Below are 21,065 nucleotides of genomic sequence, written 5' to 3'. Positions count from 1 at the left end.
CTGTCAACTGTCGTACGCCGCAGAGACGTAGACGGTCCGCGGCGGCAGATACTCCACCACCATCACCACCGTGCCCCGCTCGATGCGGTCCTTCGCGGAGGCGGGATACGCGAGGAAGTGCTCGGCGCCGCCGCGCACCCGGACGATCACCTCGCCGACGAGCCCGGGCCCGACCGTGCCGGTCACCCGCCCCATCAACCCGACCATCGACGCATCGTCCATGGTCACAGACTAACGACCGGCAACGGAGTGAGTCTGTGCCCGCGTCGGGAATGACGGTGTATCAGCCCTCGTCGACGGTCGACTCCGGTCCTCAGGGCAGGTGTCGGATGACGTGCGGGTGACTGTCCGCGCGCAGGCGGGCGGCGTCGTGGCCGGGTGGCGCGCCGAACAGGCGGCGGTACTCGCGGTTGAATTGCGAGGGGCTGTCGTAGCCGACGAGATGTCCGACGCCGGCGACATCGTGCGGGCGGGCGACCAGCAATGAGCGGGCTTCCTGGAGACGGATGCGTTTCTGGAACTGCAGGGGGCTCATGGTGGTGACGGCGCGGAAGTGCCGGTGGAACGCGGACGAGCTCATTCCGGCCAGCCGCGCGAGGTCCTCGATCCGCATGGGTTCGGCGTAGTTGGCGCGGATCCACCGGATGGCCCGGCTGATGTGGGAGAGGCCGCTGTCGGCCAGGCCGATCTGGCGGATCATGCCGCCGTGCGGGCCGGTGAGCAGCCGCCAGAGGATCTCGCGCTCGATCAGCGGGGCGAGCACGGGCGCGTCCGTGGGGTGGTCGAGCAGCCGGAGCATACGGGCCAGGGCGTCGAGCAGGTCGGGGCCGGCCTCGCCGGTCGCGATCGCGGGCGGGCCGGCCGTGCTGCGGGACCACCGTCCGGCTGGGGCCTCCAGCAGCAGCGGGGCGATGGCGGCCGGACGCAGCACCAACCCGAGGGCCAGCGACGGGACCTGTGGGGTGGCGTCGAGGAAATGGCCGGTGACGGGCAGGTCGGCGGTGACCACGAGGCACTGCCCGGCCCGGTACTCGAACACCTCGTCGCCGAGTAGGAGGCGCTTGCCGCCCTGAGCCATGACGACCAGCAGCGGCTCGGTCAGCGAATAATCCGGCTCCTCCGTCTCCACCTTGGACAACAGCAGCCCGCCGATCGACGTCTGCAGGTCGGGTCGGGCATGGGCCGCGATGAGGCCGCGGATCTCGTACAGGAGGTCGGGGGCGCTGCGCACACTTCACGGAAGCATCCGCGAGGCAGCGGTGCAAGCCCGATCGGAGTGAACTCGAGAGGATTGTGCAAGAGCCCGGGCGGATCGGTCTACCGCGGGCCGTAGGGCTCGGGCTTCGATGGGATGACCAATCCGACACACATGGGAGCCACCGTCATGCCACTCGATCAGTACGTCACCCTCGGTCGCTCGGGGTTGCGGGTCAGCCCGTTCGCCCTCGGCGCGATGACCTTCGGTGAGGATCCCGGCGGCGCGGGATGCAGCGTCGAGGAATCGGAGAAGATCCTGGCGACCTACCTGGACCTCGGCGGGAACTTCATCGACACCGCGAACTTCTATACCAATGGCCACTCGGAGAAGATCCTCGGCGACTGGTTCGCCGCCCGTCCCGGCCGGCGCGATCACGTGGTGCTGGCGTCGAAGTTCTTCGGCAACCTCTTCCCCGGTGACCCCAACGGTGGCGGTGCGGGCCGCTCGTCGATCATCGCCCAGCTCGACGAGACCCTGCGCCGCCTGCGCACCGACTACCTGGATCTGTACTGGCTGCACAATTGGGACCGGCACACTCCGATCGAGGAGACGCTGCGCACCCTCGACGACCTGGTCCGGGCCGGAAAGATCCGCTACATCGGGTTCTCCAACACGCCAGCCTGGGTCACATCCCAGGCCCAGACCACCGCGCTGCTGAAGGGATGGACCCCGCTGATCGCGCTGCAGGTCGAGTACTCGCTGCTGGCGCGCACCGTCGAGGGCGAGCTCGCGCCGCTCGCGCTCGATCAGGGCATGGCGCTGGTTCCCTGGAGCCCGCTGAAGAACGGCTTCCTGTCCGGCAAGTACCGGCGCGACGTCCAGGTCACCGACTCCGCCCGCACCGCTTTTGTCGGTGGCCCCGGCGAGGACGAGTTCACGGTCATCGACACTGTCGCCGCCGTCGCCGACGAGCTCGATACGACGTCCGCGGCGGTGTCACTGGCCTGGCTGCGCGCCCGCGAAGGCACCGTGGTGCCCATCGTCGGCGCCCGGCGCGCGGAACACCTTGCCGACAACCTCGCGGGCCTCGAGATGACGCTCACCCCCGAACACCTCCACACGCTGGACGAGGTCTCGGCCCCGACCTTGAACTACCCGGCACCGATGCACGGCGCGCTGCGGGCGATGCTGCAGTTCGCGGGGACCACCGTCGACGGTGAAACGTCCACCGTGTATCCACCACTGCTGCACAGTGCCGTCCGCTACTGAGGATGCGGCCAGGCCTCACTCTGTTACCCGTCGTAGGGCTGGAACTCGCCTACACCGCCGGAGAGTTCGCGGGAGCCTCGTGCGGCGGCCACTCTTCGTGCCAGCGCCGGTCGGCCTCCAACTGGGCGGCCAGCGACACGAGAAGCGGCTCGCTGTGCGCCGGTCCGAGCAGCTGCGCGCCGACGGGCAGCCCGTCGCCGACGAAGCCCGCGGGGACGTTCACCCCGGGCCATCCCAGGATGTTCCACGGCCAGGCGTACGGACACGCGGCGATCATGGCCCGGTCGGTGCCGAGGCCGTTCAGGTTCACCATCGAGCCGATCCGCGGCGGGGGAGCGGCGGTCGTCGGCGCGAGGATGACGTCGTACGTGTCGAAGAGCGCGCCGATCCGCCGGTGCAGTGTGGCCTCGGCCCGGCGGGCCGCCCGCAGGGGCGCGCCGCCGAGCAGCCGGCCGAGGCGGGCGGCGTCGCGGGTGCGCCGGTCGAGGAGATCCGGGAACGGCACATCGCGCACCCGCTCGGCGAGACCGACGGTCGCGCGCGGGATGAACGTGAGCCCGATCTGGCCGTATCGCGGCTCGGCCTCCTCCACCTCGTGCCCGAGCGCCGCAAGCCGCTCCGCGAGTGCGAGGACCTTGGCCCGTACGGCGGGGTCGAGCCGTGCGGGCAGCGCCGTGAACGGCGGTTTCAGCGAGAGCGCGATCCGCAGCCGGCCCGGGTCGCGGCCCACCGCCTCAAAGACGCGCAGCGCGGGCGGGCGGTGCAGATCGCCGTCGTGGTTGCCGCTCGCCGCGTCCAGGAGGAGGGCCGCGTCGGCGACCGTGCGGGCGAGCGTGCCGTTGACCGTGATGCCCTGGAACGACTCGGGGCGCGGCCAGGTCGAGATCCGGCCGCGCTGCGGCTTGATGCCGATCAGATGCGTCCAGGAGGCCGGAATGCGCACCGAGCCCGCGCCGTCCGAGCCCAGCGCCGCCGGGACCAGACCCGCTGCCACCGCCGCCGCGGAGCCCCCGGACGAGCCGCCGGGGGTGTGGTCGTGGTGCCAGGGGTTGCGGGTGGCGCCGAATGCGGGCCCCTCGGTGAACGGCCACTGGCCGAGCTCGCAGGTGTTGGTCTTGCCGATGACGACGGCGCCGGCCGCCCTCAGACGGCGTACGGCCTCGCCGTCCTCGGCCTGCGGCGGGAAGTCGCCCCGGCAGCCGAACGCGGTCGGCTCGCCCGCCACGTCCATGTCGTCCTTGACCGCCACCGGCACCCCGAGCAGCGGCCGCCGCACCCCCGCCGCCAGCTCCTTGTCCGCCGCGTCGGCCTCGGCGAGCGCCGCCTCGGCGCGCACCAGACGGAAGGCGTTCAGGGTGGGCTGGGTGGCCTCGATCCGGGCCAGCGCCCGCTCGACCACCTCGCGCGCGGTCACCTCGCCGTCGGCGAGGGAGCGAGCACACTCGGCCAGGCCTGCGGCACGGTCGGGAGTCATCCGGGACACCTCCGATGCACATCGTCTACCGCACGGTAACCTCTGGTCGGGCCGTCCGGTACGGGAAGCGGAAGTTCCTTTGTGGAAGCGGGAGTTCCGCCGTCCGGAGCCCGGAAGCTCACCCGGCACCGAGCGGTGTGCCGTGCCTCTGCAAGGATGCCGTCCGTCATGGTGCAGATACCGAAGCAGTCCGCCCCGCCGTCGCCCGCACAACGACCCGTGCCGACGAGTGCCGATGTGGCGCGCCTCGCGGGCGTCTCACGCGCGACCGTCTCGTACGTCCTGAACAACACCAGCGCCGTCCGGATCAGCGAACCCACCCGCCGCCGCGTCCACGAGGCCGCCAAGGAACTCGGGTACGTGCCGCACGCCGCCGCCCGCAGCCTGCGCGCCGGGCACACCCGCATGGTCCTGATGCCCGCGCCGACCGTGCCCGTGGGCCCCCTCTACAGCCAGTTCTTCAACGAGCTCCAGTGGGCTCTGAGCCGCCTCGACTACACCGTCGTGCAGTACGGCAGCGTCGGCCTGCACGGCGACGAGGCCGCCCGCGTCTGGGCGGAGCTGCGCCCGGTCGCCGTCCTGGTGCCCGGCAGCGGGCTCGGCCCGCAGGGCGTGGCCGTCCTCAAGCGCTCCGGCGCCCGGGCCGTGGTCACGATGGGCCCCGAGCGCGTCGAGGGCGCGCACGCCCTGCTCATGGACCACGACCGGGTCGGCCACTGCGCGGGCACCCACCTCGCCGCCCGCGGCCGCCGCCGCATCGGTGTCGTGGTGCCTGACGAGGCCGGCCTGGAGATCTTCTCCAAGCCCCGCCTCGACGGCGTACGCCGGGCTCTGCAGGGCACGGACGCGTCGGTGACCGAGCTGCCCCTGGCGTACGAGGAGGAGGCCGCCGCCCGGCTCGCGGCGCGCTGGCGCTCCCTGGGTCTCGACGCCGTGTTCGCCTACAACGACGAGTACGCGATGCTGCTGATGCGCGCCCTGCAGGACGAGGGCATCGGCATCCCGCACGAGACGGCCGTCATCGGCGCCGACGACCTGATGCTCGGCCGGCTGCTGCGGCCCCGGCTGAGCACCGTCCACATCGAGCTGCCGTCCGGACGCGACCTCGCCGAGCTGGTCGACCGGGCGGTGCGGGAACCCGGCGTCACGCCCGAGACGCACGAGGTGCTGGGCGCGCGGGTCGTGCATCGCGACTCCAGCTGAGAGAGGCTGTAGCTGGTCCCCCCGGCCGGACCAGAAACGGGAGGCGCGTCATGCGGACCACGGTCGGCATCATCGGTGGCGGCCCGGCCGGGCTGCTGCTGGCCCGGCTGCTGTACCGGACGGGCATCGACTGTGTCGTCCTGGAGGGCAGGACACGTGCGTACGTCGAGCAGCGCCAGCGCGCCGGAATGCTGGAGCAGGGCACGGTGAACGCGCTGCGCGAGTGCGCCGCCGCCGAACGTCTGGACGCCGAGGGACTGATCCACCACGGCATCGAGCTGCGCTTCGACCGCGAGCGCCACCGCATCGACTTCCCGGTGCTCACCGGCGGCCGCACCGTCACGATCTACGCCCAGACGGAGATCGTGAAGGATCTCGTCGCCCTCCAACTCGCCGAGGGGCCGCCGCTGTTGTTCGGGGCGGAGGCGCTCGCCGTCGAGAAGCCGGAGAGCGACTCACCCGTCGTGCGGTTCGTGCACGAGGGCCGCGAGCAGATGCTGAGCTGCGACTACGTGGTGGGCTGCGACGGCTCCCACGGCATCGCGCAGGCCGCCTTCCCGGCCGAGGTGAGCCGCACCTACGTGCACGACTACCCGTACTCCTGGCTCGGGATCCTCGCCGATGTGCCGCCCTCCTGCGAGGAGTTGATCTACGCCCGCGGCCCGGGCGGCTTCGCGCTGCACAGCATGCGCTCGCCGTCGGTGTCACGGCTGTACCTGCAGGTCCCGAACGGCACCGACGTCGAGGACTGGCCCGACGAGCGCATCTGGGACGAACTCTCCGCGCGCTTCGCGATCGACGGCGACTGGCGCCTGGAACGCGGCCCGATCACCTCCAAGTCCGTGACACCGATGCGCAGTTGCGTCCACGAGCCGATGTGCCATGGTCGGCTGTTCCTGGCCGGGGACGCAGCGCACATAGTGCCGCCGACGGGCGCCAAGGGGCTCAACCTCGCGGTGTCCGACGTACGGGTCCTGGCCCGCTGTTTCGCCGAGTTCCACCGCACGGGATCGACTCAACTCCTCGATCACTACTCGCAGTTGTGCCTGGACCGGGTGTGGCAGGCCACGCGTTTCTCGTACGACATGACTAGGATGTTGCACACTCAACCAGATGGGGATGCCTTCGACCACCGGATGCAGCTCGCACGGCTGCGCCGGATCACGGCATCCCGCCACGCGGCAGCCGAACTCGCCGCGAACTACACGGGACTTCCACTCGCGTGATGAGGCACTTCATGAGCCGGACGTGTCTGATGACCTTGCCGAGTCCCGCTGGTGATCAGTGATTGAACGGAGAGCCGTCATGCCGCTGCTCGACCCCCAGACCTGGCAGTCCCGCCCCCTCTCGGGCGGTGAGCACACCGTCACCGAACCCGCCACCGGCGAGCCGCTCGGCGCCGTCACGCTCGCCGCCGCCGAGGACATCGCGGCGGCCGCGCGGACCGCCCGCGCCGCCCAGGCCGAGTGGGCCAAGGTCCCGCACTTCGTCCGCGCCGCCGTGCTGCGCAAGGCGGGGGACCTCTTCGCCGCGCACGCCGACGAACTGCGCGACTGGATCGTGCGCGAGTCCGGCTCCATCCCGGGCAAGGCCGACTTCGAACTGCACGTCGCCGCCCAGGAGTGCTACGAGGCGGCCGCGCTCGCCTCGCGCCCGACGGGCCAGGTCCTGCCGTCGGAGGCGCCGCGCCTGTCGTACACCAGGCGCGTCCCGGTCGGCGTCGTGGGCGTGATCGCCCCCTTCAACGCTCCGCTGATCCTCTCCATCCGCTCGGTGGCCCCCGCGCTCGCGCTCGGCAACGGCGTCGTCCTGAAGCCGGACCCGCGCACCGCCGTGTGCGGCGGCCTCGCGCTCGCCGCCGTCTTCACCGAGGCGGGACTGCCCGAGGGGCTGCTGCACGTGCTGCCCGGCGGCGCCGAGGCCGGTCAGGCACTGGTCGCCGACCCTCAGGTGCCGGTGATCTCCTTCACGGGATCGACTGCCGCCGGCCGCGCGGTCGGTGAGGCCGCGGGCCGTCATCTCAAGCGCGCGCACCTGGAGTTGGGCGGCAACTCCGCGCTGATCGTGCTGGAGGACGCGGACATCGACGCCGTCATCTCCACGGCGGCCTGGGGCTCCTTCTTCCATCAGGGACAGATCTGCATGACGACGGGCCGCCACCTCGTCCACGCGTCCTTGTACGAGGAGTACATCGAGCGGCTCGCCGCCAAGGCCGACTCGCTCGCCGTCGGCGATCCGTACCGTGAGCAGGTGCACCTCGGCCCCATCATCGACGACGCCCAACTCGCCAAGATCCAGGGGCTGGTGGAGTCCAGCACGGCGCGCGGCGCCAAACTGGCGGCGGGCGGCACGCACGAGAAGCTGTTCTACCGGCCGACGGTGCTCGCCGGAGTCGACGACACGACTCCGGCGTACACGGAGGAAGTCTTCGGCCCGGTCGCGCCCGTACGCGCGTTCAGCACGCTCGACGAGGCGGCGGCGCTCGCCGCGGCGGGACCGTACGGCCTGTCGCTGGGCATCGTCACGCGGGACACCGCGCGTGGGCTCGACCTCGCCGAGCGGATCCCGACCGGCATCGCCCACATCAACGACCAGACCGTCAACGACGAGGCCGTCGCGCCCTTCGGCGGGATCGCCGCCTCCGGCACCGGCGCCCGCTTCGGCGGTGAGGCCAACCTCGAGGCCTTCACCGACGTGCGCTGGACGACGGTGCGCGGGGATGTTGCGGCGTACCCGTTCTGATCCGCCTGCCGGGTCTTATTCGCCGGCCTGCTGAGCCTGCTGCGCCGCGATGGACTTGCGGACCTCGTCCATGTCCAGCTTCCGGGCCTGCCCGATGACATCGTCCAGGGCGGCCTGGGGCAGCGCCCCGGGCTGGGCGAAGATCGCGACCTGGTCGCGGACGATCATCAGCGTCGGGATCGACTGGATGTCGAAGGCGGCGGCCAGCTCCGGCTGTGCCTCCGTGTCGACCTTGGCGAACACCAGGTCGGGGTTGGCCTCGGCCGCCTTCTCGTAGACGGGGGCGAACTGACGGCACGGCCCGCACCAGGACGCCCAGAAGTCGATCAGGACGAACTCGTTGTCCGTGACCGTCTGGTCGAAGTTGTCCTTGGTGAGCTCCACGGTGCTGCTCATACGTGTTTCCCTCTTCCTCGCGTCCGGGTCATGCCGGTGTGCACAACGCCGCCTGCCGGGGGCGTATTCCGCGTGCGTACCCGTGTGGCCACGGCGCACACCACCCACCAGACTGACCCCATGACGGAAACGGAATCCATCGCGTACGACGTCGTGGTGCTCGGTGCCGGGCCCGTGGGGGAGAACGTCGCCGACCGCGCCCGCGCGGCCGGCCTCTCCACCGCGGTCGTGGAGAGCGAGCTGGTCGGCGGCGAGTGCTCCTACTGGGCCTGCATGCCCAGCAAGGCCCTGCTGCGCCCGGCCATCGCCCGCGCCGACGCCCGCCGCGTGCCCGGCCTCAGCCAGGCCGTGCAAGGCCCCCTCGACGCCCCCGCGGTCCTCGCCCACCGCGACTACTACACCTCCCACTGGAAGGACGACGGCCAGGTCGGCTGGCTGGACGGCATCGGAGCCGTCCTCTACCGCGGACACGGGCGGCTCGCCGGACCGCGCACGGTGGCGGTCGAAGGACCGGACGGCGAGCGGCACGTGCTCACCGCCCGGCACGCGGTCGCCGTCTGCACCGGCAGCCGCGCCCGGCTCCCCGACCTGCCGGGACTCGCCCAGGTCAAGCCCTGGACCAGCCGCGAGGCCACCAGCGCGCACGCCGTGCCCGGGCGGCTGATCGTGGTGGGCGGCGGTGTGGTCGCCACCGAGATGGCCACGGCCTGGCAGGCCCTCGGCTCGCAGGTCACCGTCCTCGTCCGCGGCAAGGGCCTGCTGCCCCGCATGGAGTCCTTCGCCGGGGAGCTGGTCGCCGAGGCCCTCACGGAGGCGGGCGCGGACGTGCGCACCGGCACCGCGGTGACCGCGGTGACCCGCGAGGGCTCGACCGTGGTCGCGCTGACGAACACCGGTGACCGCATCGAGGCCGACGAGATCCTCTTCGCCACCGGCCGCGCGCCCCGCACCGACGACATCGGCCTCGACACCATCGGCCTGGAACCGGGGTCGTGGCTCGACGTGGACGACAGCCTCCGGGTGGTCGGCAGCGAGTGGCTGTACGCGGTCGGCGACGTCAACCACCGTGCGCTCCTCACCCACCAGGGCAAGTACCAGGCCCGGATCGCGGGCGCCGCCATCGCGGCCCGCGCGGCAGGGGTCCCCCTCCTGGAGACCGACTCCTGGGGCGCGCACGCCGCGACCGCCGACCACGCGGCCGTCCCGCAGGTCGTCTTCACCGACCCGGAGGCGGCAGCCGTGGGCCTCTCCCTCGCCGAGGCGGAACAGGCCGGTCACCGCGTCCGGGCCGTGGACGTCGAGATGTCCTCGGTGGCGGGCGCGGGCCTGTACGCGGACGGCTACCGCGGCCGGGCCCGCATGGTCGTCGACATCAACCGGGGGATCCTCCTCGGCGTCACCTTCGTCGGCCCCGGCGTGGGCGAACTGATCCACTCGGCGTCCATCGCCGTCGCCGGCGAGGTGCCGGTAAGCCGCCTGTGGCACGCGGTCCCGTCCTATCCGACGGTGAGCGAGGTGTGGCTGCGGCTGCTGGAGGCGTACCGGGACGTGTAGCCGGGCCGTGACGACCGGGTGCCGCCGGTCCCGGCGGCACCCTCGGCGTCAGGCCAGTGACACGAGCTCCAGATACTCCTCGCTCCACAGGTCCTCGTCCGCTTCCGGGAGCAGCAGCACCCGGTCCGGACGCAGGGCCTCGATGGCGCCTTCGTCGTGGGTGACCATGACGATCGCGCCCGGGTACGTGCCCACCGCGGCCAGGACCTCGGCGCGGGAGACCGGGTCGAGGTTGTTGGTGGGCTCGTCCAGCAGGAGCACGTTCGCGCCGGAGTGCACCAGGCCCGCCAGGGCGAGGCGGGTCTTCTCGCCCCCGGAGAGCACCCCGACGCGCTTGTCGGCGTCGTCGCCCGTGAACAGGAACGAGCCGAGCACGCGCCGCACCTCGCCGTCCGTGAGGTGCGGCGCCGTGGCGGCCAGATGACCGCGGACCGTGTCTGCGGGGTCGAGCGTGTCGTGCTCCTGGGCGAAGTAGCCGAGGCGCAGCCCGTGGCCGCGCACCACACGCCCGCTGTCCGGGGTGTCGTGACCGGCCAGCAGACGCAGCAGCGTGGTCTTGCCCGAGCCGTTGAGGCCGAGGATCACCAGACGGCTGCCCCGGTCGACGGCCAGGTCGACTCCGCTCAGGACGCGGTGATCCCCGTACGACTTGGTCAGGCTGACCGCGCCGAGCGGCATCCGTCCGCAGGGGGCGGGCTCGGGCAGCCGGATCCTGGCCACCTTCTCCCGCTGCCGGACCGGTTGAAGCTCGGCGAGCATGCGGTCGGCGCGGCGGGCCATGTTCTTCGCCGCCACGGCCGTCGACACATACGTGCGCATCTTGTCCGCCTGCGCGTGCAGCGCCGCCGCCTTCCGCTCGGCGTTCGCCCGCTCCCGGGCACGGCGGCGCTCGTCGGCGTCCCGCTGGGCGAGGTAGGCGTGCCAGCTCGTGTTGTGGACGTCGAGCGTGGCGCGCTGCGGGTCCAGGTGGAAGACGCGGTTGACGACGGCGGCCAGCAGTGAGGTGTCGTGGCTGATGAGCACGAGCCCCGCCTGATGGTTCGTCAAGAAGCCGCGCAGCCAGGCGATCGCGTCGGCGTCCAGATGGTTCGTCGGCTCGTCCAGCAGGAGTGTGCCGTGGTCCGCGAACAGGATGCGGGCCAGCTCGACCCGGCGGCGCTGACCGCCGGACAGGGCGCCGACCGGCTGGTCCATGACCCGCGTCGGCAGCCCGAGACCCGCGGCGACCCGGGCCGCCTCCGCCTCGGCCGCGTACCCTCCGCGCGCCTGGAACTCGGCCTCCGCGCGCGCATAGGCGTTCATCGCACGTTCGGATCCGTCGGCCATCGCGGTCTCGGCCGCGCGCAGCGCGCGTACGGCCTCGTCCAGGCCCCGCGCCGACAGGATCCGGTCCGTGACGCTGACCGTGGGGTCGGCCGCGCGGGGGTCCTGAGGCAGGTAACCGAGCGCTTCCGTACGGGAGATGGACCCGGCGGCGGGCCGCGCCTGCCCCGCCAGGATGCTCAGGAGGGTGGTCTTGCCCGCGCCGTTGCGGCCGACCAGGCCGACGCGGTCACCGGGGGAGACGTGGAAGGAGAGGTGGGACAGCAGCAGACGGGCGCCCACGCGCACGTCGACACCGCGAACGGTGATCATGGGAATACGCTCCGGGGAATCAATCAGCAAAAGGACACACGGGTGGCGTGGAAGCGGGTCCTTGAGCTAAGAGGTTCGGGGCGTAGACATGCGGTCAGGCTAGCGAGGGGCTTGCTCGGGCGCGACGGATTTTTCCGCGGGTACGAGCCTTCGGCCCCCGTCGGGCTTCACCTCATACCGGGCTTCGGTGTCCGCCGGTTCCATCGGGCAGCTTGAACCCCAGGGCCTCGGCCGCCCGCGCCGGCGTCGGCTGGTTCCAGCGTTCCGCCATCGCCTGGTTCGAGGAGAGCGAGCGCAGCTCCGCGTGGTCGAGGTAGAGCATGCCGTCCAGGTGATCCGTCTCGTGCTGGACGATGCGCGCGGGCCAGCCGGTGAACACCTCGTCGAGCGTGCGGCCGTGCTCGTCCAGGGCCTTCAGCCGCACCTCGGTGTGCCGGGCCACCACGGCCTGCCAGCCCGGAACGCTCAGACAGCCCTCGAAAAACGCGGCCCGACCCGCGCCGACCCGTTCGTACGACGGATTCACCAGGACCCGGAACGGCTGCGGCACCCGTCCGCGCGCCAGCCGCACCTCCTCGGACACCGGCGCCGGATCCTCGATGACGGCGAGCCGCAGCGGTACGCCGACCTGCGGCGCCGCGAGACCGACGCCCGGCGCCGCGTGCATCGTCGCGCGCAGGGCGGCGACGAAGCGGGCCAGCAGCCCCGGGTCCAGCTGGCCGTCGAAGGGCTCGGCCGCCCGGCGGAGCACCGGATCGCCGGCGGCGACGATCGGCAACGGGCCTTCGTGGGCGAGGAGTTCCTCGACCCGGTCGCTCAGGGGGCGGGAGGTGCTGGAGTCACGTTCGGATGCCATCGCGCCAGGATGCCAAGACCGGTCGCGCCGAGCGAGGCGGAGCCGGGCGAGTCCCGCATCTTCCCGTATGTGACGCACGCCACGCGCGCGCCCGGGAACTCGATGGCCGCGCACCCCGACTACTGGACCGCCACTGGTGAGGGGAGCCCAACTCCCCGGCCCACGGCCCGCTTCCGTCCCCTGCCCGACCGGAGAACCCCGCCGTATGTCCACCGCTCCCTCGACCACGACGGACGATTCCCCGCAGTCCGTCCCGCCGACGCCGCCGCGAGGACTCTGGTCCCCGCTGCGCCCCCTGGTGCTGCGCCTGCACTTCTACGCCGGTGTACTCGTCGCCCCGTTCCTGCTGGTCGCCGCCGCCACCGGCCTCCTGTACGCCGCCTCGTTCCAGGCCGAGAAGATCGTGTACGCGCACGAACTGACCGTCCCGGTCGGCGACCACAAACTGGCCCTGTCCCAGCAGGTGGCCGCCGCCCGCAAGGCCCACCCTGAGGGCACGGTCTCGGCCGTACGCCCGTCACCGGAGGCGGACGCGACGACACGGGTGCTGCTCTCCGGCGTCCCGGGCGTCGGCGCCGACCACACCCTCGCGGTCTTCGTCGACCCGTACACCGCAAAGGTGCGCGGAGCCCTGGAGCAGTACGGCTCCACCGGTGCGCTCCCGCTGCGCACCTGGATCGACGAGCTCCACCGTGATCTGCACCTCGGCGAGAACGGCCGCCTCTACAGCGAACTCGCCGCGAGCTGGCTGTGGGTGATCGCGGGCGGCGGGCTCGTGCTCTGGTTCGGCCGCCGCCGCGCTCAGCGCAAGGTGCGCGGGACCAGCGGGCGCCGTCGCACCCTGGGGCTGCACGGCACGGTCGGCGTCTGGGCGGCCGCGGGGTTCGTCTTCCTCTCGGCGACTGGTCTGACGTGGTCGACGTACGCCGGGGCCACCATCGATGAGCTGCGGACCTCGCTCGGCCAGGCGACCCCCTCGGTGTCGTCGGCGACGGGCGGCGAGCACGCGGGACACACGGGCGCGGAAACCGGTGAGGCCTCGACACAGGACATCGCCGTCGACATCGACAAGATCCTCGCGGCCGCCCGCGCCAAGGGCCTCGGCGACCCCGTCGAGATCGTCGCACCCGCCGACGCCAACACCGCGTACGTGGTGAAGCAGATCCAGCGGAGCTGGCCCGAGAAGCAGGACTCGGTGGCCGTGGACCCGGCGACCGCCAAGGTCACCGACGAACTCCGCTTCGCCGACTACCCGTTGCTCGCCAAGCTGACCCGCTGGGGCATCGACGCCCACACCGGCGTCCTCTTCGGCCTCGTCAACCAGATCGCCCTGATGGCCCTCGCGCTCTCGCTGATCCTGCTCATCGTGTGGGGCTACCGCATGTGGTGGCAGCGCGGCCGCGCCAACGCCTTCGGGCGGCCCATCCAGCGCGGCGCCTGGCAGCAGGTCCCGCCGCAGATCCTCGTCCCGGCCATGGCGGCCGTCGCCGTCCTCGGCTACTTCGTCCCGCTGCTCGGCATCCCGCTGGCGGTGTTCATCGCCGTGGACGTCCTCCTCGGCGAGATCGCGTACCGGAAGGGGAAGCGCACCTACGGCTCCCAGGCAGCCTGATCCGACACGCTGCCGACTGGGTGCGGCAGCGCCTCGGCGGCGACTTCGCGTACACCGCAGTCGACGTCCCTCCAGTGAACTCACCGGCGGCGCACGCGAAGGGGCCGGTCACCGAGGTGACCGGCCCTCCCCGAAGGGTCCCTGGACGGTGTGATCACACCTGCTCGAAGTCGCCCGCGAGCGCCGAAGCGATGCGCATGTGCGACTCCGCCTCGTCGTGGCGCCCCTGGCGCTGGAGCGTGCGCCCCAGCATCAGCCGGGCGTAGTGCTCGACCGGGTCGAGCTCCACGAGTGCACGCAACTCCGCCTCGGCGCGGCGCAGTTGAGCCGAGTGATAGTAGGAGCGCGCCAGCAGCAGCCGGGGTCCGACCTGCTCCGGCACCTCCTCGACCAGCCCGCCCAGAACCCGCGCCGCGGCGGCGTAGTCCTTGGCGTCGAAGAACATCTGCGCCCGCTCCCAGCGCTCCGCGGCCGTCCCGTGGTCGTAGTACGTCGTTTCCACTGCTGACCTCCTTCGACGGGCCACAACAGGGTGCAGTGGTTGAATATTCCACGACCTGGCAGGACGGGTGGCTATGCCCCGGCCAGCTCCGCGTTGGCCCGCTCGGTGACGAGGGTCAGTACGCGCCCGGCAGTGGCCAAGTCCTCGGCCGGAATGCCCGCGTACAGTCGGGCCGCGATCTCGTTGCCGCCGGCGCGGATCGCCTCGAACAGCTCCCGGCCGCTCTCGGTGAGCGACACCTGCCCGGCCGCCGGTTCCTCCAGCTGCTTCAGGGCCGTCATTTCGTCGACGGTCTCCCGGGCCGCCGCCTCCTCGATCTTCAGCGCCCCGGTCAGCCGGCCCACGAGCCAGTCGCGCTCGACGGTCCCGCCGTTGTCCGACACGGCCCTGAGGGCCACAGACTGGTTGAAGGTGGTTCCGGTGCGGGCCAGCACGGTCTCCAGGGCGGCACGGCTCGCGTAGTGGGCCAGGCCTATGACCTGGCCGTTGACGGGGGGAGTGGTGGTGGTCATGACTGCTCCTTCTCGGAGTGCTCACTCTTGGAATGTGTCTTCTCGGATGAATGTGTCTTCTCGGACAGTGGATCGAGTGGTACGTCGAGCAGGGTGGCCAGCTCGTGGCTGAACGCCTTCGTGCGCTCGCCGTCGAGCCCGCCGAGCGGTTCGAGGAGCTCGTCCAGGAGGCCCTGGACCACATGGATCGCACGGCGGGCGATCTCGAGCCCCTCCTTCGTGAGGGTCAACTGGACCGCCCGGGGGTCCGCCGGATCCCGGGTGCGGTCGACGACGCCGGCCGCCTCCAGGGCGCGGGCCAGCTTCGAGACGTAGAGCGGTTCGAGTCCGGTGTGGTCGGCGAGCTGGCGCTGACTGGGTCGTTGTCCGCCCCTGTCCATGCCGTACAGCGACGCCACCAGCGAGTACTGCGCGTGGGTCAGGCCCAGTGGGGCGACCGCCCGGTCGACGGCCACGCGCCATTTCATCGACAGACGCCAGACGAGAAAACCGGGCGTCGCGTTCTCGGATACCGACCTCACTGAACTCATGCGAGAAACAGTACATGGCTACTATATCCATGGCTACTATTTTTGGGCTGGTCCGACCAACGGCGTACGCACCTGGGGCCGAGGTCGTAGGTCCCGCGCCGGTTCTGAGTCATGTGCCCCTCAATGGGCGGGTCGATGGCCTGACGGAGAGTCCCCGACGGGGTTAGGTTGTGCGCCATGAGCAATCTTGATCGCGAGGCGGTTCCCGCCCTGTGCGGTGGCCGCGGTTTCGTGGTGGCCGAGCCGGTGCGCGAACTCCTCAGCCCCCGCCGGGTCAAGCTCGGCGAGTCCACCGAAGTTCGCCGACTGCTGCCCAACCTCGGCCGTCGCATGGTCGGCGCGTGGTGCTTCGTCGATCACTACGGGCCCGACGACATCGCCGACGAGCCCGGCATGCAGGTCCCGCCGCACCCGCACATGGGCCTGCAGACCGTCAGCTGGCTGCACGAGGGCGAGGTGCTGCATCGCGACTCCACGGGCAGCCTGCAGACGATCCGCCCGCGCGAACTCGGCCTGATGACCTCGGGCCGGGCCATCAGCCACTCCGAGGAGAGCCCCAAGTCGCACGCCCGCTTCCTGCACGGCGCGCAGCTGTGGGTGGCCCTCCCGGACGGCCACCGTCACACCGACCCACACTTCGAGCACCACGCCGAACTGCCCGTCGTCACGGCTCCCGGCCTCAAGGCCACGCTCATCCTGGGCACCGTCGACGGCACCACCTCGCCCGGCACGACGTACACCCCGATCGTCGGCGCCGACCTGTCCCTGGCGAACGGCACCGACGTACGACTGCCGCTGGAGCCCGACTTCGAGTACGCCGTCCTGTCGATGTCCGGCGAGGCCCACGTCGACGGCGTACCCGTACTCCCCGGCTCGATGCTCTACCTCGGCTGCGGCCGCACCGAACTCCCCCTGCGCGCCGAGTCGGACGCGGCCCTCATGCTCCTCGGCGGCGAGCCCTTCGAGGAGGAGCTGATCATGTGGTGGAACTTCATCGGCCGGACCCAGGAGGACATCGAACAGGCCCGTTCGGACTGGATGACGGGGTCGCGGTTCGGTGAGGTGGTGGGTTACGACGGTGCGCCGCTGACTGCTCCGGAACTCCCGCCACTTCCCCTGAAACCGCGCGGAAGAGTGCGTTGACCTGGGGGTACGGTCCTGCCACGATTTCGCGGGGGCGCGCCCGTTTCCGCGCGGTGCTTGTCGCGCCGGACAGACTCGCGCGCCCCCGCGGAACTCTGTCGGCGAGCCAACCCGTCTTCCCGACGCGATCCTCTACCAAGCCCGCTCCGGATGCCAGTGGCGCTACCTGCCCCATATGACCTGCCACCCAAAAGCGCGGTGTACCACTACTTCGCTGAGTGGCGGGACGACGAAACCGCCGAGACCATCCATGACCTGCCCCAGGGACACTCGGGGCGCGCTGACGATCCTGAGCTCGGTCCTGGGCCCGCTGTCGCCAGGCCCCGACACCCAGGGCCGACAGGCCCGCATAGTTGGCGACGTCGCCGGACGTCGAGGGCGTCACCGGCCGGTTCCTCGTCAAGCGCAAGGCGGTCGAGACCGCGCCGCACACCACCGATCTCGAACGCTGCGATCGGCTGTGAAAAACGAGATCGCCCGGCTCACCGGCCCTTCTCAGACGCTGTTGCCGAAAAGTCGGTGCGGGCAATTGAGTCGTCACGCAGTCCCGCGACAGTCTCGCGCAGCGCCGCGTCGAGCGGGATGGGGTGGATGCCGAAGGTCGCGGTCGCGGCAGAGGAGTCCAGCACGAACGGCCGACGGACCTGGTACTGCGTCTCACGCAGCTCACGGACCAGCGGGTTGCCCAGTCCGCCGAGCCAGAGCACTGCCGTCGGCATGGTGGACAGCCGGGGCGCGGGCGCGTCGGCCAGGTCGCACGCGCGGGTGGTGAGGTCACGGAGGGACACCGGCGCGGCGCTCGGCACGTGCCAAGCCCGGCCCCAGGCGTTCTCGTCGGCCGCGACGGCGACCAGTGTGCGGGCGACGTCGCCGACGTAGGTCCAGCTGTGCGGCGCGTCCAGATCCGCGGGCACGCGCACGCGTGCTCCCGCCAGCACCTTGGGCAGGACGGCCATCGTGAGCATCGACTGAGTACCGGCGCCGAGGTAGTCCGACGAGCGCACGTCCGCGGTGCGGAGTTCGCCGGCCTCGTGCGCGGCCAGCGCGTCAGTCCACATCTTTGCCCGGACGCGGCCCTTCGTGCCGGTCGCCCGCAGCGGATGCTGTTCGGTCATCGCGCCGTCCACCGGGCCATAGCCATAGACGTTGTCGGCCCTGACGAGCACGGCGCCGCTGTCTCGACTCGCATCCAGGAAGGCCTCGGCCAGCGGCGGCCAGTCAAGAGCCCACCGGTGGTAGGGCGGGCTCGCGCAGTTGTACAGCGCCGCCGCCCCCGCGCACAGGCGGGCGAGGGCCGACGCGTCCGTGGCGTCGGCGGCCACCCGCTCGACGGCGGGGTGGCCGGGGCCGGTGCCGCGCCGCGTCACCACGCGGACCTGTTCGCCCCGATTGGCGAGCAGGCGTGCGGTGGCCGACCCGACCGGTCCGGCACCGACGATGACGTGCAAAGACATGGTGTCACCTCCGAGAGTGCACAGCGTTTCGTTCAGAGAACAGTGTTCTCGCAGCCCATTGTGGAGCCGACGGCCGGATTGTCAAGAACACTGTTCTCTCTTCGGTTTGCCGTTCTCGCCCTGTGCGAGAATGCCCGCATGTCGGTGCCATCACTGCGCGCGCGGGTCCGCGCCGAGACGGCCGAGGAGATCCGCGCCATCGCGAAGCGGCACCTGGCCACGGAGGGTGCGAACCTGTCCCTGCGTGCGGTCGCGCGAGATGCCGGCCTCGTCCCGTCGGCGCTGTACCGCTACTTCCCGAGCCGCGACGCCCTGCTGACCGCGCTGATCACGGACGCCTACGCGGCGCTGGCGGCCAGCGCAAAGGCTGCCGAAGCCGCCGTGCCCCGTGACGACCTGCGAGCACGGTTCCTGGCGCTCAGCCACGGAGTGCGCTCGTGGGCTCTGGACCACCCTGCCGAGTACGCCCTCATCTACGGCAGCCCGGTCCCGGGATACGCGGCGCCGCCCGAGATGGTGGGCCCGGCCTCGGAGGTCGTGTTGACGCTGATCGGCATCCTGTTCGACGCCGCCGAACGCGGGCTGCTCCCGACGATCCCGTCCCGGCCACTGCCCGCGGCGACCGCCGCGGACCTGCGCCGGCTGCTGGCCCAGTCGCAGGGACCGAAGCCCGCTTGGACCGAGCCGGCACCCGAGTCGGTCATCGCCATCGCCTTCACCTTGTGGACGCAGCTCTTCGGCCTGGTCACCTTCGAGGTCTTCGGCCGGCTCGACGACTTGATCGACGCGCGGCGGGAGTACTTCGAGCACCAGATCCTCGTGATGGCCGACCTCGCCGGGCTCGACGCGGGTCCCGCGCCCGGCGACGGGTGAGCGATGTGGAACATCGACAGCTCAGATACTTCTGCACGGTCGCCGAGGGGAATCTGACGACGGCGGCGGAGCGGTTGAGGCACAGTTCGCCTTCGCTCAGCCAGCAGATCAAGTCTCTCGAGCGTGAAGTCGGCGCCGCATTGTTCCGGCGTACGTCGTCCGGGTTGATGCTGACCGGCCTCGGCGAGGCTCTCCTGCCCGAGGCGCGCGCGGTGTTGGCCGCTACGGACCGTGCGTTGCGAGTGACGCGTGCTGCGGCTGCCGAACGGCGAGAATTTCGGGTGGCGCCGCCGCCGGGCGCTCCCACCGCGTGGTCGCGAAGCTGCGGTCGGCGGTGCGCCTGCCGGAATCGACTTACCGAACAACTGGCCGCCGTCGAGACCGAACTGCCCCCGGCTGCAGGTCACGCGCGGGACCGCGATGTCGCTGAGATACACCGAGCCAGACGAGGGCCCTGCCGCCGAAGCGACAATGGCCCAGCCCGCCTACCTGAACATGCTCGCGTAGTTCGAACGCGCCAGCGATCTCCCGCGCGCCGGACTACTCTGCCGGATCCTCGACATCGGCACCCAGCCGATGCACCGCGAGGCCATGCGCTCCCGGCTCAAGCGCCTGGTCGCCCGCGGCATCCTCGCAGAGACCGGGCTGGGCCTGTTCGTCCTCGTCGCCAAGACAGCACCCCGCCAACAGTCCTGACCGGCACGCCTATCCCAAGCTCGATCCAGAAACGGCCAAAGAATCACGAACGGCCCTCTCAGGCGGCACCAACCCCGCAGGCGCGGGGACCACAGGGCCTCCCCGAGCGGGACCAGCCCCGTCGGCGCGGGGACCACTCGCGAGGGGTTGTGAACTGCTGCCGATGAAGTGAGCGTTAGTGAAAGGACATGATCATCACCGCCGGGTACAACATCTATCCCGCGGAGATCGAACGCGTCCTGGCCGCACACCCGGACGTGGCGATGGTGGCGGTTGGGCCGGTTCCCGACGAGGTCAAGGGCGAGACGGCACGGGCCTACGTCGTGCCGGTCCCCGGAGCGACCGTCACCGGTGAGGAACTGATCGAGTACTGCCGCGGCCGGCTCGCCGCGTACAAGGTCCCGCGCTCCGTCCAGTTCGTCACGGCGCTGCCGCAGACGTCCACCGGCAAGATCATGAGGCGCCGACTCGCGGGCCTGAAGACGGAACCGGCCATCTGAGGAGGGATGCGATGCCAGAACACGTGCTCACCTCGGAACAGATAGGCCGCCTGCGCCACTTCGGCCATCTGTCCCGTCAGCTGCCCGACGACTGGTCCCTGGCCTGGGCCATCAGCGCGGTGAACGCCCGCGCCCAGGTGCCGTCGACGGCCCACATCCGCAGCGGGTCGTAAACGCCTCGCCAGTTGCCGTACTTCTCCGGCAGGTGCACCCACTGGATTCCGGTCTGGAACTTGAAGGCTGTCGCGTCGATCACTTCTCGGTGGTCATGCCACCGGCCGCCCCGCTTCGACGTCCGGTCCCCAAGGAGCGGCTGGATCCGCACCCACTGCGCGTCAGTCAATGGCACACCCGGACCAACGATCGAGTGGTGCGCAAGGAGCGGCTATGCCCTGCCGGTGCCAGAGGTGCCGTCGCTGGTGTTGCCTGCGGTGGCGGGCAAGAGGCGCTGGACAGCGGCGACGACGGCGGCGCGTCGGGCTGCCGGGGAGGGGTCGCGGACCTGGTCGGCGGCCGCGTCCACGAGATCGAGCTGGCCGGCCCAGGCCATGGCGATCTGGTTGACGAAGACGAGGATGTCGATGGGCTCCCAGGCGGGATCCAGGTGGCCGGCTTCCTGAGCCTTGCGGAGCTGCTCGACCTTGCGGCGGACGGTCTCCTGGGTGGCGGCGTCGGCGGTCGTGCCCGCGAATTCCATTCGGCCCCAGCTCATGAGCCGGAAGCGGTCAGGGTGGCGGATGAAGTAGTCGTGCACCCGCCCGGCGTATTCGGGCAGGTCGGTGGGGTCCAGGCGGGTCGCCTCGGCCACCGCGGCCATCTCCTGTCCGGCGACGAACCGGTAGAGGGCTTCCTTGGGTCCCGGCAGCACCTGACACCGGGCGTCCACCTGAAGATCCAAACGAAAGCCCCTGGCTCC

General features: G+C 71.3%; 21 protein-coding genes and 1 pseudogene. 10 read left to right on the top strand and 12 right to left on the bottom strand.

The features are described 5' to 3' along the window. Positions 1-3: 3 nt before the first annotated feature. Positions 4-228, bottom strand: coding sequence for a hypothetical protein (locus ACFY0T_RS01165; RefSeq protein ID WP_388863577.1), 225 nt, complete (start codon positions 226-228; stop codon positions 4-6). 85 nt (positions 229-313) lie between these two features. Further along, positions 314-1,231: an AraC family transcriptional regulator N-terminal domain-containing protein gene (locus tag ACFY0T_RS01160; RefSeq protein ID WP_388863575.1), complete on the bottom strand. Its 918-nt coding sequence runs from the start codon at positions 1,229-1,231 to the stop codon at positions 314-316. Positions 1,232-1,384: 153 nt separating this feature from the next. Here ACFY0T_RS01160 and ACFY0T_RS01155 point away from each other — a divergent pair, with 153 nt between their 5' ends. Next, positions 1,385-2,467, top strand: a complete 1,083-nt coding sequence (locus ACFY0T_RS01155) for an aldo/keto reductase (RefSeq protein WP_388863573.1) — start codon at positions 1,385-1,387, stop codon at positions 2,465-2,467. A gap of 49 nt (positions 2,468-2,516) precedes the next feature. Here the strand turns inward: ACFY0T_RS01155 and ACFY0T_RS01150 are convergent, their stop codons facing one another. Next, positions 2,517-3,941, bottom strand: coding sequence for an amidase (locus tag ACFY0T_RS01150; RefSeq protein WP_388863571.1), 1,425 nt, complete (start codon positions 3,939-3,941; stop codon positions 2,517-2,519). A 168-nt stretch (positions 3,942-4,109) separates the two neighbouring features. On the opposite strand from ACFY0T_RS01150, the gene ACFY0T_RS01145 reads away from it, so the two are divergent. The 3 genes from ACFY0T_RS01145 (at position 4,110) to ACFY0T_RS01135 (ending at position 7,886) form a co-directional block, all read left to right on the top strand. Next, positions 4,110-5,144 carry a LacI family DNA-binding transcriptional regulator gene (locus ACFY0T_RS01145; protein ID WP_388863569.1) on the top strand — a complete coding sequence of 345 codons (1,035 nt, stop codon included), beginning with the start codon at positions 4,110-4,112 and terminating at the stop codon, positions 5,142-5,144. 50 nt (positions 5,145-5,194) lie between these two features. Further along, a complete protein-coding gene (locus ACFY0T_RS01140; protein ID WP_388863567.1) occupies positions 5,195-6,370 on the top strand; it encodes a 4-hydroxybenzoate 3-monooxygenase in 1,176 nt (391 codons plus the stop codon). Positions 6,371-6,449: 79 nt separating this feature from the next. Then, complete coding sequence (locus ACFY0T_RS01135; RefSeq protein ID WP_388863565.1) at positions 6,450-7,886, top strand: aldehyde dehydrogenase family protein; 1,437 nt, start codon at positions 6,450-6,452, stop codon at positions 7,884-7,886. A gap of 15 nt (positions 7,887-7,901) precedes the next feature. Here ACFY0T_RS01135 and trxA read toward each other — a convergent pair whose 3' ends face one another. Next, positions 7,902-8,282: a thioredoxin gene (gene trxA / locus ACFY0T_RS01130; RefSeq protein WP_388863563.1), complete on the bottom strand. Its 381-nt coding sequence runs from the start codon at positions 8,280-8,282 to the stop codon at positions 7,902-7,904. Between the two features lie 120 nt (positions 8,283-8,402). Between trxA and ACFY0T_RS01125 the strand changes: the two genes are divergently transcribed. After that, a complete protein-coding gene (locus ACFY0T_RS01125) occupies positions 8,403-9,836 on the top strand; it encodes a dihydrolipoyl dehydrogenase family protein (RefSeq protein ID WP_388863561.1) in 1,434 nt (477 codons plus the stop codon). Between the two features lie 48 nt (positions 9,837-9,884). Here ACFY0T_RS01125 and ACFY0T_RS01120 read toward each other — a convergent pair whose 3' ends face one another. Together ACFY0T_RS01120 and ACFY0T_RS01115 are read right to left on the bottom strand one after the other, a co-directional pair. Then, the gene (locus ACFY0T_RS01120) at positions 9,885-11,471 is read right to left on the bottom strand and encodes an ABC-F family ATP-binding cassette domain-containing protein (RefSeq protein WP_388863559.1); all 1,587 of its coding nucleotides are present in this window, start codon (positions 11,469-11,471) and stop codon (positions 9,885-9,887) included. A gap of 172 nt (positions 11,472-11,643) precedes the next feature. Continuing rightward, positions 11,644-12,327 (bottom strand): peptide deformylase, encoded by a 684-nt coding sequence (locus tag ACFY0T_RS01115; RefSeq protein ID WP_388863557.1) that lies wholly within the window; start codon positions 12,325-12,327, stop codon positions 11,644-11,646. Positions 12,328-12,532: 205 nt separating this feature from the next. Between ACFY0T_RS01115 and ACFY0T_RS01110 the strand changes: the two genes are divergently transcribed. Next, entirely contained in the window at positions 12,533-13,939 is a 1,407-nt protein-coding gene (locus ACFY0T_RS01110; RefSeq protein ID WP_388863555.1) for a PepSY-associated TM helix domain-containing protein, read from the top strand. A 154-nt stretch (positions 13,940-14,093) separates the two neighbouring features. On the opposite strand, the gene ACFY0T_RS01105 is transcribed toward ACFY0T_RS01110, so the two are convergent. From ACFY0T_RS01105 to ACFY0T_RS01095, 3 genes are all read right to left on the bottom strand, one after another. After that, positions 14,094-14,441, bottom strand: coding sequence for a tetratricopeptide repeat protein (locus ACFY0T_RS01105; protein ID WP_388863553.1), 348 nt, complete (start codon positions 14,439-14,441; stop codon positions 14,094-14,096). A 71-nt stretch (positions 14,442-14,512) separates the two neighbouring features. Continuing rightward, positions 14,513-14,953, bottom strand: a complete 441-nt coding sequence (locus ACFY0T_RS01100) for a MarR family winged helix-turn-helix transcriptional regulator (RefSeq protein ID WP_388863551.1) — start codon at positions 14,951-14,953, stop codon at positions 14,513-14,515. Further along, on the bottom strand, positions 14,950-15,483 hold the full coding sequence (locus tag ACFY0T_RS01095; protein WP_388863549.1) for a MarR family winged helix-turn-helix transcriptional regulator: 534 nt from the start codon (positions 15,481-15,483) through the stop codon (positions 14,950-14,952). The genes ACFY0T_RS01100 and ACFY0T_RS01095 overlap by 4 nt, the downstream gene beginning before the upstream one ends. A gap of 177 nt (positions 15,484-15,660) precedes the next feature. On the opposite strand from ACFY0T_RS01095, the gene ACFY0T_RS01090 reads away from it, so the two are divergent. Beyond that, positions 15,661-16,626 (top strand): pirin family protein, encoded by a 966-nt coding sequence (locus ACFY0T_RS01090; RefSeq protein ID WP_388863547.1) that lies wholly within the window; start codon positions 15,661-15,663, stop codon positions 16,624-16,626. Positions 16,627-17,108: 482 nt separating this feature from the next. Here ACFY0T_RS01090 and ACFY0T_RS01085 read toward each other — a convergent pair whose 3' ends face one another. Continuing rightward, positions 17,109-18,080: an NAD-dependent epimerase/dehydratase family protein gene (locus tag ACFY0T_RS01085; protein ID WP_388863545.1), complete on the bottom strand. Its 972-nt coding sequence runs from the start codon at positions 18,078-18,080 to the stop codon at positions 17,109-17,111. 138 nt (positions 18,081-18,218) lie between these two features. Between ACFY0T_RS01085 and ACFY0T_RS01080 the strand changes: the two genes are divergently transcribed. The 3 genes and pseudogenes from ACFY0T_RS01080 (at position 18,219) to ACFY0T_RS01070 (ending at position 20,149) form a co-directional block, all read left to right on the top strand. Beyond that, positions 18,219-18,953, top strand: coding sequence for a TetR/AcrR family transcriptional regulator (locus ACFY0T_RS01080; protein ID WP_388863543.1), 735 nt, complete (start codon positions 18,219-18,221; stop codon positions 18,951-18,953). After that, positions 18,950-19,129, top strand: a pseudogene (locus ACFY0T_RS01075) (LysR family transcriptional regulator); the annotation flags it as partial. The gene ACFY0T_RS01080 and the pseudogene ACFY0T_RS01075, both read left to right, overlap by 4 nt. Before the next feature lie 708 nt (positions 19,130-19,837). After that, a complete protein-coding gene (locus ACFY0T_RS01070; RefSeq protein ID WP_388863541.1) occupies positions 19,838-20,149 on the top strand; it encodes a hypothetical protein in 312 nt (103 codons plus the stop codon). 76 nt (positions 20,150-20,225) lie between these two features. Here ACFY0T_RS01070 and ACFY0T_RS01065 read toward each other — a convergent pair whose 3' ends face one another. Next, positions 20,226-20,498: a transposase gene (locus ACFY0T_RS01065; RefSeq protein ID WP_388863539.1), complete on the bottom strand. Its 273-nt coding sequence runs from the start codon at positions 20,496-20,498 to the stop codon at positions 20,226-20,228. Between the two features lie 36 nt (positions 20,499-20,534). Then, positions 20,535-21,047 carry a hypothetical protein gene (locus ACFY0T_RS01060; RefSeq protein ID WP_388863537.1) on the bottom strand — a complete coding sequence of 171 codons (513 nt, stop codon included), beginning with the start codon at positions 21,045-21,047 and terminating at the stop codon, positions 20,535-20,537. Positions 21,048-21,065: the final 18 nt, after the last annotated feature.

The organism is Streptomyces sp. NPDC001530, from assembly GCF_042894545.1.
GTDB lineage: Bacteria > Actinomycetota > Actinomycetes > Streptomycetales > Streptomycetaceae > Streptomyces.
Note: the sequence above shows the minus strand (reverse complement) of the source record. Positions and strands in the feature narration are given on the sequence as shown.